General features: G+C 47.6%; 13 protein-coding genes and 1 pseudogene. All 14 read right to left on the bottom strand.

Annotated features, from left to right (window positions below; genetic code table 11):
• Positions 1 to 5 precede the first annotated feature (5 nt).
• The 14 genes and pseudogenes from PPUTUW4_RS18050 to PPUTUW4_RS18000 all read right to left on the bottom strand — a co-directional run bounded on the left by PPUTUW4_RS18050 (position 6) and on the right by PPUTUW4_RS18000 (position 13,307).
• Positions 6 to 665 (bottom strand): YjbF family lipoprotein, encoded by a 660-nt coding sequence (locus tag PPUTUW4_RS18050; RefSeq protein ID WP_015095982.1) that lies wholly within the window; start codon positions 663 to 665, stop codon positions 6 to 8.
• 14 nt (positions 666 to 679) lie between these two features.
• Positions 680 to 1,786, bottom strand: a complete 1,107-nt coding sequence (locus PPUTUW4_RS18045; RefSeq protein ID WP_015095981.1) for a polysaccharide biosynthesis/export family protein — start codon at positions 1,784 to 1,786, stop codon at positions 680 to 682.
• An 87-nt stretch (positions 1,787 to 1,873) separates the two neighbouring features.
• Positions 1,874 to 2,173: a hypothetical protein gene (locus tag PPUTUW4_RS18040; RefSeq protein WP_041474924.1), complete on the bottom strand. Its 300-nt coding sequence runs from the start codon at positions 2,171 to 2,173 to the stop codon at positions 1,874 to 1,876.
• Between the two features lie 142 nt (positions 2,174 to 2,315).
• A complete protein-coding gene (gene rfbD, locus PPUTUW4_RS18035; RefSeq protein ID WP_015095980.1) occupies positions 2,316 to 3,206 on the bottom strand; it encodes a dTDP-4-dehydrorhamnose reductase in 891 nt (296 codons plus the stop codon).
• Positions 3,207 to 3,208: 2 nt separating this feature from the next.
• Positions 3,209 to 3,751 carry a dTDP-4-dehydrorhamnose 3,5-epimerase gene (rfbC, locus tag PPUTUW4_RS18030; RefSeq protein ID WP_015095979.1) on the bottom strand — a complete coding sequence of 181 codons (543 nt, stop codon included), beginning with the start codon at positions 3,749 to 3,751 and terminating at the stop codon, positions 3,209 to 3,211.
• On the bottom strand, positions 3,751 to 4,626 hold the full coding sequence (gene rfbA, locus PPUTUW4_RS18025) for a glucose-1-phosphate thymidylyltransferase RfbA (protein ID WP_015095978.1): 876 nt from the start codon (positions 4,624 to 4,626) through the stop codon (positions 3,751 to 3,753). The genes rfbC and rfbA overlap by 1 nt, the downstream gene beginning before the upstream one ends.
• A gap of 80 nt (positions 4,627 to 4,706) precedes the next feature.
• Positions 4,707 to 5,777, bottom strand: coding sequence for a dTDP-glucose 4,6-dehydratase (gene rfbB / locus PPUTUW4_RS18020; protein WP_015095977.1), 1,071 nt, complete (start codon positions 5,775 to 5,777; stop codon positions 4,707 to 4,709).
• A 62-nt stretch (positions 5,778 to 5,839) separates the two neighbouring features.
• A pseudogene (locus tag PPUTUW4_RS18015) lies at positions 5,840 to 6,853 on the bottom strand (IS630 family transposase).
• A 362-nt stretch (positions 6,854 to 7,215) separates the two neighbouring features.
• Entirely contained in the window at positions 7,216 to 8,373 is a 1,158-nt protein-coding gene (locus PPUTUW4_RS18010) for a glycosyltransferase family 4 protein (protein WP_015095976.1), read from the bottom strand.
• A gap of 12 nt (positions 8,374 to 8,385) precedes the next feature.
• Positions 8,386 to 9,189 (bottom strand): glycosyltransferase, encoded by an 804-nt coding sequence (locus tag PPUTUW4_RS28295; protein ID WP_015095975.1) that lies wholly within the window; start codon positions 9,187 to 9,189, stop codon positions 8,386 to 8,388.
• Complete coding sequence (locus PPUTUW4_RS28290; protein ID WP_015095974.1) at positions 9,171 to 10,490, bottom strand: O-antigen ligase family protein; 1,320 nt, start codon at positions 10,488 to 10,490, stop codon at positions 9,171 to 9,173. Before PPUTUW4_RS28290 ends, PPUTUW4_RS28295 begins: the two co-directional genes overlap by 19 nt.
• Complete coding sequence (locus PPUTUW4_RS28285) at positions 10,477 to 11,529, bottom strand: CDP-glycerol glycerophosphotransferase family protein (RefSeq protein WP_158467555.1); 1,053 nt, start codon at positions 11,527 to 11,529, stop codon at positions 10,477 to 10,479. Before PPUTUW4_RS28285 ends, PPUTUW4_RS28290 begins: the two co-directional genes overlap by 14 nt.
• 46 nt (positions 11,530 to 11,575) lie before the next feature.
• The gene (locus tag PPUTUW4_RS28280; RefSeq protein ID WP_015095972.1) at positions 11,576 to 12,841 is read right to left on the bottom strand and encodes an oligosaccharide flippase family protein; all 1,266 of its coding nucleotides are present in this window, start codon (positions 12,839 to 12,841) and stop codon (positions 11,576 to 11,578) included.
• A gap of 1 nt (position 12,842) precedes the next feature.
• Positions 12,843 to 13,307, bottom strand: coding sequence for an adenylyltransferase/cytidyltransferase family protein (locus tag PPUTUW4_RS18000; RefSeq protein ID WP_015095971.1), 465 nt, complete (start codon positions 13,305 to 13,307; stop codon positions 12,843 to 12,845).
• Between the last annotated feature and the right edge of the window lie 258 nt (positions 13,308 to 13,565).

Genomic DNA, 13,565 nt, shown 5'->3' with positions numbered 1-13,565 from the left:
AAAAATCATTGCACTACCGGCTTATTCGGGCGCACTTGAACAATGCGTAGGGGCAATTCGGGGGTGAGGTGTTGCTCGCTGGCCATGATGAAACCGTCAGTCGGATCGACCCAATATCGGTTCTGCGCGGTGAAGCCCAGGCCGTCCATTGAGATCTCTTCGTCCACGCGCAATAACTCGACGTCGCGGTCGAGGATGTGCACGGTCTCCAGGCCCTTCCTGTTGAAAACGCTGGTCACGCTGACACCCATTCGATAGCCGTCGGTAAAGTCCACCTGACGTCGGGTTTGCAAGCCATCGGGGATGCGGTGCAGTCCGGTCTTGAACGGCGATACGCCTTCAAAACGGGTGCCATCCAGATTGTCGTTGAAGCCGACACTGCGAATGGCCAGGCCGTCTTCAAGCATCAGGATCTGGCGGGTCGAAGCCATCCAGAAGCCCACGCCATCCTGCAGGCGCACCAGTGCCATCACGGCTTCACCCGTAGGGGCCGCGATGGTGATCTGGTAGTAAGGCGTTGCATCAACTTGCTGGCGGGTCAGCTCCAAGGGCTCAGGCCCTTCGAACGCGACCTTCAGCGTGTCCATGGAAGCGGTCATCAACGGATTGCAGGCGCTCACCAGCAAGGAGGCCACCCCCAGGGTGGCCAGTCGCAGAAATTTCACAAGAATTCCAAATCTTAGTTTTCGTCGCCCATGTCATCTTGAATAGCAACACCCGTACGCAGCAGGTTGGCTGTTGGGAAGACCTGGCTGATAAAGCGGTTCCAGCGGGTGACATCGGCCGGGCCGACATAAACCACATCCTGCGGCTTCAGCTTGAACTGCTGGGCAAGGGCAAACGCAGACGGCGACTTCAAGTCGATCTGGAACACCTTGACGGGTTCGTCTGCCAGATTCTCAACTCCACGGATTACATAAACCTCCTTGCCGCTGGAGGTTTCCTGACGCAGGCCGCCAACACTGCCAAGGGCATCGGTGAGATTCATGTTGCTGCCCTTGAAAACAAGCGGACGAGCTGCAGTGACTTCACCCAACAAATAGACCTTTTTCTGGTCGTTGTAAGGCAGGTGCAATTGGTCGCCGTCTTTCAGGTAGAGATGGTGCAGATTCGAGCTCTTGCGATTGAGCGCGTCGAGATCGATCAGGTATTCACGGCCGTCGCGCTTGAGCACCAGTCCGGAAATATCGGCAGTGCCGGTTTGTACTGAACCTTGGCCAACCGCGTCCAGCAGGTTCAAAGGCGTGTTGGTGATCGGCAACTGGCCAGTTTTACCAAAGGCCCCCGAGAGAATCACTTTCTGACTGACAAAACGCAGGATGCTGACATCCACCTGGGGCTCGGCAACAACCTTGGACAGGCGAGAGGCAATGATCGATCTTAGTTCGTCGATAGTTTTACCCGCCGCTTCGATGGTGCCTACATAGGGGTAGAACAGCGTGCCATCCGGGCGAATCAGGCGTCCGTTTGCTTCAATTTGCTGCTGCGGACCGGACGGAGCGGTCAGCTCGGGGTGATCCCAAACGGTGATGTAGATCAGGTCGCCGGCACCAATCCGGTACTCGGTCGGTTGATAGCGCAGGAGCTCCGGGGCTACCACGTTCGAATGGTCTGCCGCCGCTTCAATAGCGACCAGCTTCGGTGTAATCGGTACCAGCTCAATGCGGCTGCTTTCCGGTGAACCTTCACGTACCAGATTGCCCGTGTCCATGTGCTGACCAGGGGAGAAAATGCAGCCTTGCAGGGTCAGGCCAACCAGCATGGCCAAGGGAAGCGCGCGATTCATTGTAGAAATTGCTCGAAGGGAATAGGCAAAACAAAACCTCCCAGCAGGGCTGGGAGGTTAGCGTATCGAACTTTAAGCGGGGGGCTGTTACCGAGTGGTACCAGTAGTGCCGGTAGTACCAGTGGTGCCGGTAGTACCTGGGGTACCGTCGTTACCGCCGCCGCCACCGCTGTTGGAAGCAGCGACGCCAGCAGCGATTACGCCAGCGCCGATTGCCAGACCAGTACCAACGGTTACACCGCCAGCGATTGGAGTGGACAGGGACAGGCCGGAGTTTGCACCAGGCGTTTTAGCAGCGGTGCCAGGGGCTTTTGCTGGGGCGGTTTCAGCAGCCATCAATGGCAGGCTGATGGAGGTAGCGAGGGCGATTGCCAGTAGTTTTTTCATGTTCATGCTCCTTGAAAGGATAATCCTTTGGGTTTATTGGGTTAAGGGTATTTCAGTAGGTGTCTGAAATGCAAGTTAGAGCTGTTTAGAGGAAGGTTTTTTTTCGATTTTTCTATGCAGTTACATAAGTGACGCATGTTTCTCAAGCAACTTCCGATTGCGCCAATTCAGTTATGACGGCGGCAAGCTCCAGGCGCCAGTCCGGTTGCGAAATACCTAGCTGTTCCCGCAATTTCGAGCAATCCATTACCGACCAGGCTGGCCGCTTCGCCGGCGTAGGATATTCAGCCGAATTGATGCCCCGTACCTGCGGCATTTTGGTTATCAATTCGTGCTGATGCCCTTGGCGTAAAATCTCCAGGGCAAATTCATGCCAGGTACAGGCCGGGGTACCGCTGAAGTGGTAGGTGCCCCAGTGTAGCGAACCCAGATCACGGTACTGCATTGCCAGTGACCACAAAGCGCGTGCGATGCTCGCAGCTGAAGTCGGGCAACCCTGCTGATCGGCCACGATGCCCAACTGATCCCGCTCACGACCCAGTCGCAGCATGGTCTTGACGAAGTTATTGCCTTGGGCTGCGAACACCCAGCTGGTACGCAGGATCATGTAGCGACTGCATTTTGCAGCCAACTCCAACTCCCCCCCCAGCTTGCTCGCTCCGTACACCCCGGTAGGACCTGTAGCTTCGCACTCCCGATAAGGTTCGCGGGCATCACCGGCAAACACATAATCGGTGGATACATGCAGCACCGGGATACTCAGCCGTTCCGCGGCAACTGCGAGATGGGCGACACCATCGCGGTTAACCGCCCAGGCGCGCTCAATTTCGCTTTCGGCCTTGTCTACTGCTGTGTAGGCTGCAGCATTGATGATCAGCTGTGGCTGTAGCTCGGCAACCAACACGGCCACCCGCTCTGCATCGCTGATATCAAGTTCTGCCGAGCCCATTCCCACCGTGTCAAAACCTTGCGGTTCCAAGCGCATCAGCTCATGGCCAAGCTGACCTTGGGCACCCGTAATCAATACGCGCATGCTCAGTCCTCATTGCCCAGCAGTTGGCGCAGCGCGGGGTTGCACTGATCCTTGCCTGAAAGATTCGGGTTTTCGATAGGCCAGGGAATATTGACTTCAGGGTCATTCCACATGAGCCCGCCCTCGTCCTCGGGATAGTACAGATCGGTGCACTTGTACTGAAAATCCGCAACCTCGCTGAGCACGCAGAAACCATGAGCGTAGCCTGGTGGCACCCAAAGCTGACGATGATTTTCATCGTTCAACTCGACGCCAACGAACTGACCACAGGTCGGTGAGTCGGGGTTGATATCCACCGCCACGTCATAGACGGAGCCACGACTGACGCTGACCAATTTGCCTTGCGGGCGGGTGCGCTGAAAGTGTAAACCGCGCAGCACACCGCGCAGCGAGCGTGAGTGATTGTCCTGCACGAAGGGCAACTCAATACCCAACTCGCGATAACGCTCGGTTTGAAAGCTTTCGAGAAAGAAGCCACGCTGATCGCCAAACACCTTAGGCTCGATGATCAAGACGCCCGCCAACGCCGTTTCAATGGCCTTCATTACGCAAGCTCCTGCACCAGCAAGCCCTGCAGATATCGTCCGTAACCGGTCTTGCTCAGCGCCTCGGCTTGGCTAGCCAACTGCTCGGCTGACAGCCAGCCCTGATGATAGGCAATCTCTTCCAGACAGGCGACTTTCAAGCCCTGGCGCGCCTCAATGGTGTGAACGAAGTGACTGGCTTCCATTAGTGAGTCATGGGTACCTGTATCCAGCCACGCAAAACCACGCCCTAACAAACTCACATGCAAATCACCACGCTGCAGGTAAGCATTGTTCACATCGGTGATTTCCAGTTCGCCACGAACAGAGGGCTTTACCTGCTTGGCAATTTCCACCACCGAGTTGTCGTAAAAATACAAGCCGGTGACTGCATAGTTGGATTTCGGCGCCTTGGGCTTTTCCTCGATGGAAATCGCCTTGTTACCCGCATCAAACTCCACGACTCCGAAACGCTCCGGGTCATTGACGTGATAGCCGAACACGGTCGCACCGGTTCCACGACTGGCCGCCTCTTGGAGCATCGCGCTGAAACCGTGGCCATAAAAGATGTTGTCGCCGAGGATCAAGCATACGTTGCTGTCACCAATAAAGGCTTCACCGATCAAAAAGGCTTGGGCCAACCCGTCTGGCGAAGGCTGCTCGGCATAGCTGAGTTCAATACCAAACTCCGAACCATCACCCAGCAACTTGCGAAAGTTAGGCAAATCTTCAGGAGTGGAGATGATCAGCACTTCGCGGATACCTGCGAGCATCAGTACCGATAACGGGTAATAGATCATCGGTTTGTCGTAAACCGGCAGCAGTTGTTTGGATACGCCACGGGTGATGGGGTGCAGGCGGGTACCGGAGCCACCGGCCAGGATGATGCCTTTCATATTAATGTCCTTAAAAACGAATCAAATGGATTCCAGGGGCGGCATTACGTAGGATCGCTGCCACGGCACGAAGCGCTTGATTAATGATTACTACCCAAGCGCCCCAATCGATAGTCCCCACTCAACACGCGCTGCCACCACTGGCGATTATCCAAATACCACTTCACAGTCTTGCGCAGGCCGGTCTCAAATGTTTCCTGCGGCACCCAGCCCAATTCACGCTCGATTTTCGATGCGTCGATTGCATAGCGCCGATCATGTCCCGGCCGATCCTTCACGAAAGTGATCAACTCCTTGTAGGAGCGGGCTTGCTCGCGATCCGCCTTTAGCGGCACCAATTCATCCAGCAACTCGCAAATGGCCTCGACCACCTCCAGGTTGCGCTTCTCGTTATGCCCACCAATATTATAGGTTTCACCTACTATGCCTTTGCTGACCACCTCGACCAGCGCCCGAGCATGGTCTTCCACATACAACCAGTCGCGAATCTGCGAGCCATCGCCATACACCGGCAACGGCTTGCCTGCCAAGGCGTTTAGGATTACGTGCGGCACCAGCTTTTCCGGGAAGTGGTACGGCCCGTAGTTGTTCGAGCAGTTGGTGACCAGGACCGGCAGCCCATAGGTACGCTGCCAGGCGCGGACCAGATGATCCGAACTGGCCTTCGAGGCGGAATACGGTGAGCTGGGTGCATAGGGTGTGGTTTCGGTGAACAGGTCATCCGTGCCTTCCAGGTCGCCATACACCTCATCGGTGGATATATGGTGAAAGCGGAATGCACTCTTCTCCGTCGCCGGCAAGTCACTCCAATAACGGCGGGTCGCTTCGAGCAAGCTGTAAGTGCCGACAATATTGGTTTGGATAAAGTCAGAGGGTCCATCGATGGAGCGATCCACATGGGATTCGGCCGCCAGGTGCATCACCGCCGTGGGCTGAAACTCGGCAAACACCATATCGAGTGCAGCGCCGTCGCAGATATCCACCTGATAGTAGCGGTAGTGTGACGAGGCAGTGGCCGACGCCAGCGACTCCAAGTTGCCGGCATAGGTGAGTTTGTCGAGGTTGGCGACCTCTGAGGGAGTGTTGTCGATCAAGTGGCGAACTACAGCAGAGCCGATAAAGCCAGCGCCGCCGGTAACAAGAACTCGCATTAGTGTTTCTCCGAGTAGGGACTATTTCAATAGATTTTGTACATACCTAGTGGCCTGAGCGGTTAATTCATTAATTTATTTTTTATCACGCTCATCTTCGCTTTATGTACCGAGCTGATGATGGCCTCAGCCGTTTTATTCCACTTAAACGGCTTGGCTGATTACTCATTTTGAGCCTCTTTAAATTGGCGGATAGCCGCCTTCAGGTCGGCGACGCCGGTGAAAGCGCCCCGGTACAGCGCTCGTCTTTCCAGTTGTGCAAACCAGCCCTCCATGGCGTTCAGCCAAGACGCGCTGGTCGGGGTGAAGTGCAATTTAAACGCGATGCTTTTCCAGCCACTGCGGTCAATCTGTTGCAGAAAAGCCAGAAACTACTTGGCTCGATGGCGCAGGGTAATCCGTCCGATGACTTGACCGGTCATGATGTCGAAAGTCGCATACAGACTCGCCGGATCATGGCGCTTGTAATCATGCGTGCTACGTTCAACTCGACCTGGGCGTAGTGGCAGCATCGGTTGGGTGCGGTCCAACGGCTGGATCTGGTTTTTTCGTCAACCGACAACACCAGGGCGTTATCCGGCGAGTTCAGATAGAGCCTGACCACGTCGACTACCTTATCGGTGAAATGAGGATCGTTGCTGATTTTGAAGGTCTTCAGGCGATGGGGTTTGAGGTCGGAAGCGGCCCAGATCTAGCGAACCTCACGTGGTGCCCCGTGCATACTTGGCCATCAAACGAACGCTCCTGTGAGTGGCTTCCTGGGGGGCACGCCGGGTCGTCAGGGTAAGAATTTCGTTGATTTTTTCCAGCCCCAGTTTCAGTGGCTGGCCGCTGCGCGGCAGATCGCTCAACCCTTCGATTCCCGCTTCCAGATAACGTTTTCGCCATTTGAATACCGTCGGCGGCGTAACCTGCAACTGCTCGCTGACGACCTTGGGCGTCAATCCATCAGCCAGTAGAAGCAGGATGCGCGCTCGCTGGGCGAGGCTCTGTTCCAGCGCACTCATATGCAACCAGCCTTGCAGGGCGATGAGATCAGAAAGCATTAAAGCAAAGGGGGAAGTCGGCCGGGCCATGCGCATAACCAATTCATGACATTGGACGCACAGTATATCGTTACCTGTAGTTGAATAAATTAACCGCTCAGGCCACTAGGTGGGGTTTATGGAGCGCTTACGATTGTTGAGAGGCTACGGGCCAGTTGACGATCAATCAATCCCTGCAATTCCCTATCTGTATCACGGCGCGTTCTTCAATACTTTGTTTTGTATAGGACATTGTAGAAACTTACCGAATCGGTTGGGTTTTGCACGGCAGTCGATGCATAAAGTCTGATTTTTATTAACGCATCGAATTATGTGGTTGATTTAGAGATATTAACTATCGCAAAGTAAGGCCGCAACGCATTGATTTGGCGGTTTTACTAAGTCAGCTAACTTCAAGATAAAGTATCTATAATTGCAGCTTCAATATTTTGCGCATAAGAATCAGAAGAGAATGATTTTAGATAAATTTCGCGTGATGATTCTTGGAGCCGGTTTAACAGCTTTTCATCAGTGATAAGCTTTTCTAAGGCATTTGCTAAAGACTCGGAATCCCTAGGCGTAAAAAGCAAACCGGTTTCACCATTGCTAATTATTTCAGAAGGGCCTCCATGATTAGAAGCGACTACGGGTTTTTTCGCTGCCCATGACTCAATTACGACCATACCGAACGATTCTGGATATATAGAGGGTAATACCGTTATATCCGTATTTGCCCAGATTTTGGATTTTTCTGCAATGAATCCGGTGAAAGTAAAAAAGTCACACAGTTTAAGTATTTCGATTTTTTCTTTTAAAAAATCAACTCGTTTTTCATCTCCAGGTACTGGCGAGCCTATAAATAAAAAGTGAACTTTTTCCAGAGCGCATCTTGGCAGCTTCGCCGCAGCATCTATAAGTAATTCTTGTCCTTTTAGCTCGCTGATTCTACCAATTAAAGAGATTCGAATTTTATCGTTGTCTACGATGTTTTCTTCGTCTCTGGGTAATACGTCGATAATATCGGGCGTCCCATTCATAACCACTTTTTTTTCAGGACAAAACGGTAATGGCAGTAAGCTCATAGCCTTGGCTGTGGCGTTTGAGTTGTAGATAACGGTGTCGCTAAAAAGGGTAAGCGCCAATCTAAATAAATAGTTTGCTGAGCGTGGTGATTGAATTATTTCGTGAACATGCCAGATATGTTTTTTCCTGAAAAATATCTTTAAAAGCATCCCGTCAATTATTGCGAGTGTGTTCGAATATACGACGTCAAAATCACCGATTTCGATCCTGCGATAGTAGTCTAGTGTTTTCTTTATTCTTTTTACTATCCCTATCAAGCCATAAAGTGAAAAGTCCGCACGCCGAACTTTTAAAGGTGTATTGATCAGGGTTTTGACGCCGCCAATTTTGCTTAGCTCAGAAACCAACGGTCCATGGTCAGGGACTATGACAGTATAACGAAGTTTTTCGCTGGTGGTTGCTTTGAGAAAGTTCAATAAAGTAACGTCTGAGCCATACAGCTCTGATGATTGATGAACTATAAGTATATTCATTGCCGGAATTGTCATATGTTTTTCTTGCTAAAATGTACTGGACCGAATTTTTTTAAGAATATTGAAATATTCGCCACGCCATTTCAATGCGAACAGAAGTGCGCTTTTTATATTCCAATAGCTATATTTAGAAAAAACTGCTCTGCTTTTTTGTTGTAAGTCATGCTTGATTCCTTCCATAGGAATACCAACAACTCTTTTTCCACGGAAGTGCGCAGTCAAGCAAATGTCAGGGTCTTCGCAGTAAAGTCTGTAACGCTCATCTAGAATTCCAGAACCAGTGTTAAGTTCATGGCTTACATATAGGAAGGCTCCGAGCGCCCACTCTATGGAGTAAGTGCTGTCGTGCAGTTCGTGAGTTGTATGATTTCCAGGGTCTGCAAGTTTTTTATTTATTCTTTTGTTAACGAATTGATACGGAGTTGGAAATTTTCGCCAAGATGATTGGGGGGTGCCATTTGGATAAGTAAGAGAAGGGGCCGCAACTCCGATGTTCTCAATGCTGCTCGCAATCGAGACGAACTTGTGAAATGCTTGTGCAGAGAAAGAGCAGTCTGGATTTACAAGGATTATCGGAAGATTATGCAATTTATAATGATGGATTAAATCGTTGTTATTCTTTGAGAATCCTTCAAGGACATTCTTGCTTAGTAAATTAAAATCGCTTTTGTCCGCGATCAGCTTTTTCAGTTCTTCGTTTGTTCCGTCACTGGACGCAGCGTCACATATGTATTTTTTTATATGCGGGAGCCTGATGCAGGACTCAATCAAAGGGCCCAAGAACTGCTTGTGATTGTGTGTAACGATCAGTATTACTGGTTGCTGAGACATGCTTTAGCTCTATCAGTATTTTCGGTATTGGTAATATTGCTTGGTGTGCTAAGGCGTAAACGGACGTTGCTGTTCATAAGCGTAGCTACAAAAAATGCTATACAAATAAACGTAAACCGATTGGACAGAACTTCCGTAGTAAAAGACATAATCGCCCAGAATAATGGAATTGCAATCAGTAATTTATCTCTAGGGAGTTTGGGTGATATGCCTTTAGCTAGTGATAAGATCAGTACTATGTAAAGGAAAAGACCCTGAACACCAAAGTTTGCAAGAATCGTTAAGTATTGCGAGTCAGAATCAATAAAATTAACGGTCGTGTTTGCGTTTGCGAATGAAACGAAGTCCGCACCATGACCAAATGGGTTCTCCTTCACTTTGGAAAATATCTCATCATACTTTAAAAAGCGTGCTTTCAGAGTTCCTAGGCTAAGGCGCTCATTCACAACAATACTATCGGTTTTAATTATGCTGCTTAAGTTGAAGGTTGAGACCTGTGTTAAGGAAATAGATATTAGGCTAATCGTAATAAACGCTAAAATCCGCGGAACTGATTTTTGTTTTATTTTCGAAGTAAATTTCGCAATGACTACCGAAATTATAAATGCAATCAGCGCGGAAGATTTTAATGGTAAAAATGAAAGAGCAAGTGTTGTCGTTAAAATGCAACGATTAATTAAAACGGATCTTAACGGCCGAAGGTAAAGAGAAAATGCGCCAAAAATATAGTATGCGGTGAGATATCCTGGATCTTCAAAGGTTGCAAATGGGCGAAAACGGCGATCTTCACCAACGTTTCCAATATATAATGAAGACCAACTATCTGATGCCCAAGCCTGCTCAAAAGGAAGTATGCCGAATGCCGTATGTATTAACGTATGTAGGCTAATTACAGGCAAGGTTGTTAAGAAAACGTTGCGGAATATACGTATTAAGTCTGTACCATTGCGTGAAAAATATGCAAGCACCGGGATCAAAAGAAGAGTGTAATAGGTGTGGATCAAGCTAACCAGCATTTTGCTGTTTGGGATGTTTATCAAGCACACCAATATTCCGTTTAATAGGAATAAATAATATAGGGTTGAAATACCACCTAGTTTTGGAAGTTTAAAGTTTCTCTTGAGTATAATCAAAAAGAACGCACTAATAACTAGAACTGGAAATAGCGATATGTAACTAAAATATATCTGATCGCGTCCAGCTATGCTTAGGTAGATTCTTTTAACTACTCCTAGAAAAATTTGGTCGATTAGGATCAGTGATAGCAGTAGCTCTAGTCTATTTATTTTAAAGTAGCGCACTTAGTTCTTCTTTCGAAAATTCTTGATTTAGTGTAAAGGTAAAAGGGTTTTCTTTTAGTTTCTTTAGTTCGTCTATCGATTTTCGGGAGAGCTCTATTGGTTGAAGAATTAAGTTGCTTGGATTTATGTCTGATTTATTTAAGTATAGTGAATATATCTCGGAGTATTTTTCTAAGCCGTCCCATAGTAGTAAAGTGGGTTTTTTAAATTCTAAAAAATCAAATACTATTGATGAGTAGTCAGTTATTAGTAGGTCGGCCTGCAAAAATATTTCATATATATTGGGGTTTGTTGTAACGTTGATGATGTTGGAGTGTAGCTCTTTGGTGTCAAGTTTTTTACCTCGAGATGGGTGCCCTCGAAATAAGATAGCAACGTTGTTTTTTTCTAGCCAAAGTCGGACCTCCGGTGAACGTAGGAGTGCGAATTCACTCATATATTCCCTAAACGTGGGTGCATAGAGGATTACAAAGGCGTACTTGGAGTAGGTATTTGGATTGAGGGTATTATAAGATGGGCCTGGTGGGGATTTTTCAATTATCTTGCAGGTTGGAATCCGCCAGCATTGTTCAATTATTTTGGAATGTGCTGAATCATATGAGAATACATAGTCCCATCTAGAGTAAGGAATTTCTAAACCTTTCTTTGATTTTTCTTCAATCCAGTTGCGTTCGACCGGGCTGTCGTACCCGATTTTTTTGATCGGTCGACCATGCCACAGGTTGATCGCTTTAATCCAGCTGTATGTAATTGGGCTTATATCAGTTGTGTCATGCGTAAAGATGTATGCCTTTGAGTGAAACGTTATTACCCACCATTTTAAGCTGTATTTGTTAATAAAATTATTTGGTGCGATTTTTTTTAGTTCATGCAGTTCGTTTTCGTTGTTGCATACCCAATATATATTGGTGTTATATGCGGGGTCGTTAAGTAGTAAGGAAAACAAATTCCGACTATAACCTGAGTATTTCCTAAATCCACATCCGAAAACGATGTACTTTTTTTTCGATAACGGCTGGAGGGCTGAGGTTGCCAGCACTAAGTACTGCCGAATTTTATGTAAAATAAACCTGCCCGATGATAATTTATACATTTTTTTTGATTTTTAGTAGCGGGTTGTTGGGGTGACCTTTGATCAATTTGATCGAGGCCTTGCTTCGATAAATTAAAACAAATATTTCGGTTGCTAAAACTGTAAGGGCAATATGCCAGCCCAAGTGAAAGTCTAGAAGATAGCAAGTTAGTAGGAGGAGTAGCTGAAGAAGGCCTGCATAAATCACACTTATATTAGCCGATTTCGAGTCACCAAGTGCGCCTAGTAGTGGATAGCCCAATAGAATAGACGGGGCTGAAAAAAGAAAAGTAGCCATAAATAATAAAAGTATAGAGTATGAGTTAGTAAACCCAGGCCCAAAAACTAAAGATATTAGCCAAGGACCTACAAAAACGCCTGCTATTAGTGCTACGCCGCTGGCGGCGACTACTGCTTTTAATATTTTCAGAAGGAGAGAAAAATTTCGATGTTTAGCCATGTGGGGGTAAAGGGCTTGAGATAACGGGCTAAACAGTGCTTGAGCTCCCTTGTAAAGTTGCTCGGCTGCAGAGTAGTAAGCTACTTGAGTTGAAGATGAAAAAACGCCCAAAAAAACGGCCCCACCTGCGGTATAAGTCGCTACAGCTGCTCTAGACCAGAAAAACTCAGTCGACTCTCTGAATGTCTCTTTAACAAAATACCAACCGCACCATTTTGGACTATATCCCAAGCGTAGCATCATACCAATACCTATGGTCGCGGCTATTATACTGGCAACGCCATTTGCAACGGCGACTAGGTAATGGTCATCTGGAGTTGAAACTAACCATATTACTAGTGCAATATATAATATTCTCGACACAACGGTGTATGCCGTGATGCAGGCCATTTTTTCGATGCCTTGAAAAAACCAGATTGGCTGGAGTGTTTGACCGACTATAGGAATCGAAAGGAGCCAAAAGAAAGTGTGGTATTGATTGTACTTATCTTGAGCAAGAATGAAGGTTGCGAGTAATACTCCAGCCGGTGCCAGCAATAAGATCTTGCATGTCATTACTGCGCTGATTGTTTTTTGGAGTTCAGTTTTATTGTTTTGTTGTTTCGCAATTTTATAAGTCGCTGACAAGCCGAAACCATAATCAGTGATAATGCATGCTATTTGTACAATCGCCAAGCCAAAAGCTACGACGCCATACAAAGATACTCCTAGAGTCCGAGTTAGATACGGTATCAATAGAAATGGGAGCGCGTAATTTGCAATTTGAATTGCTAATAATGCCCCGGTATTGCTAAAAAGAATAGAGGTGGGTTTCCTCATGTTATTCGAAGCGCTCAACGATAGATGAAATAATATCAAGTGCTTGCTTTAATTCGTTGACGTGCGATTTGTCTAGGACTTTTAGTATCTGCTTAATGTCGGTGCTGGAGATGTTAGGTGTACGAGGCAGATAAACTACTTCGCAGAACTCTTTTAGTTCATCAAATTTTCCTTCCCAATCGTGCCCCATGCCAAATGTTGTAACGTTATACTGAGATATGTCACGAGTTTTTTGATCCCATGTTGCTTCTGGGATTGCTAAGTCGACGCATTTAATGTTGCGTACTATTTCAATTCGGTCTTTGAATGGAACGATTGTTTGTTTGTTTTTTCCGGCGTTAAATTCATCTGTGGACACCCCAACTATGAGGTGATCACCATACTCTTTTAAGCGTTGGAGTAGGTTTAGATGCCCAATATGAAAAAGGTCAAATGTTCCGTATGTGATCACGATTTTTTTGTTCATGGAAATCCTCAGGTTTCGCTATTTCTTCAAAGTTGGAGAGCTGTAGCGCCGCGAAAATGCTTTCCCGCTTTAACTTTTTTGTAATATCTTTACGGTTAAATAGAATTACGGTTGCAAGAGCTGAGTGCTACACGGTCAGTGAATTGGAGAGAGAGGCTTCATGTTCCAGTCTTACTACTTTCGTAATCATTTCTGTCGGGAGTTTTTAGTCGAGGCACTAATGTTCAACGAAAAGACGACTCTATTATTCATTCTTGC

This window comes from Pseudomonas sp. UW4 (genome assembly GCF_000316175.1).
Taxonomy (GTDB): Bacteria; Pseudomonadota; Gammaproteobacteria; order Pseudomonadales; family Pseudomonadaceae; genus Aquipseudomonas; species Aquipseudomonas laurylsulfatiphila.
This window is presented reverse-complemented; position numbering and strand designations above follow the sequence as displayed.

Excerpts from the sequence above, each read along its gene's own strand:
- PPUTUW4_RS28280 (WP_015095972.1), bottom strand. The coding sequence starts at position 12,841 with ATGAGGAAACCCACCTCTATTCTTTTTAGCAATACCGGGGCATTATTA.
- PPUTUW4_RS18000 (WP_015095971.1), bottom strand. The coding sequence starts at position 13,307 with ATGAACAAAAAAATCGTGATCACATACGGAACATTTGACCTTTTTCAT.
- rfbB (WP_015095977.1), bottom strand. The coding sequence starts at position 5,777 with ATGCGAGTTCTTGTTACCGGCGGCGCTGGCTTTATCGGCTCTGCTGTA.
- rfbC (WP_015095979.1), bottom strand. The coding sequence starts at position 3,751 with ATGAAGGCCATTGAAACGGCGTTGGCGGGCGTCTTGATCATCGAGCCT.
- PPUTUW4_RS28295 (WP_015095975.1), bottom strand. The coding sequence starts at position 9,189 with ATGTCTCAGCAACCAGTAATACTGATCGTTACACACAATCACAAGCAG.
- PPUTUW4_RS18010 (WP_015095976.1), bottom strand. The coding sequence starts at position 8,373 with ATGACAATTCCGGCAATGAATATACTTATAGTTCATCAATCATCAGAG.
- PPUTUW4_RS18040 (WP_041474924.1), bottom strand. The coding sequence starts at position 2,173 with ATGAAAAAACTACTGGCAATCGCCCTCGCTACCTCCATCAGCCTGCCA.
- PPUTUW4_RS18045 (WP_015095981.1), bottom strand. The coding sequence starts at position 1,786 with ATGAATCGCGCGCTTCCCTTGGCCATGCTGGTTGGCCTGACCCTGCAA.
- rfbA (WP_015095978.1), bottom strand. The coding sequence starts at position 4,626 with ATGAAAGGCATCATCCTGGCCGGTGGCTCCGGTACCCGCCTGCACCCC.
- rfbD (WP_015095980.1), bottom strand. The coding sequence starts at position 3,206 with ATGCGCGTATTGATTACGGGTGCCCAAGGTCAGCTTGGCCATGAGCTG.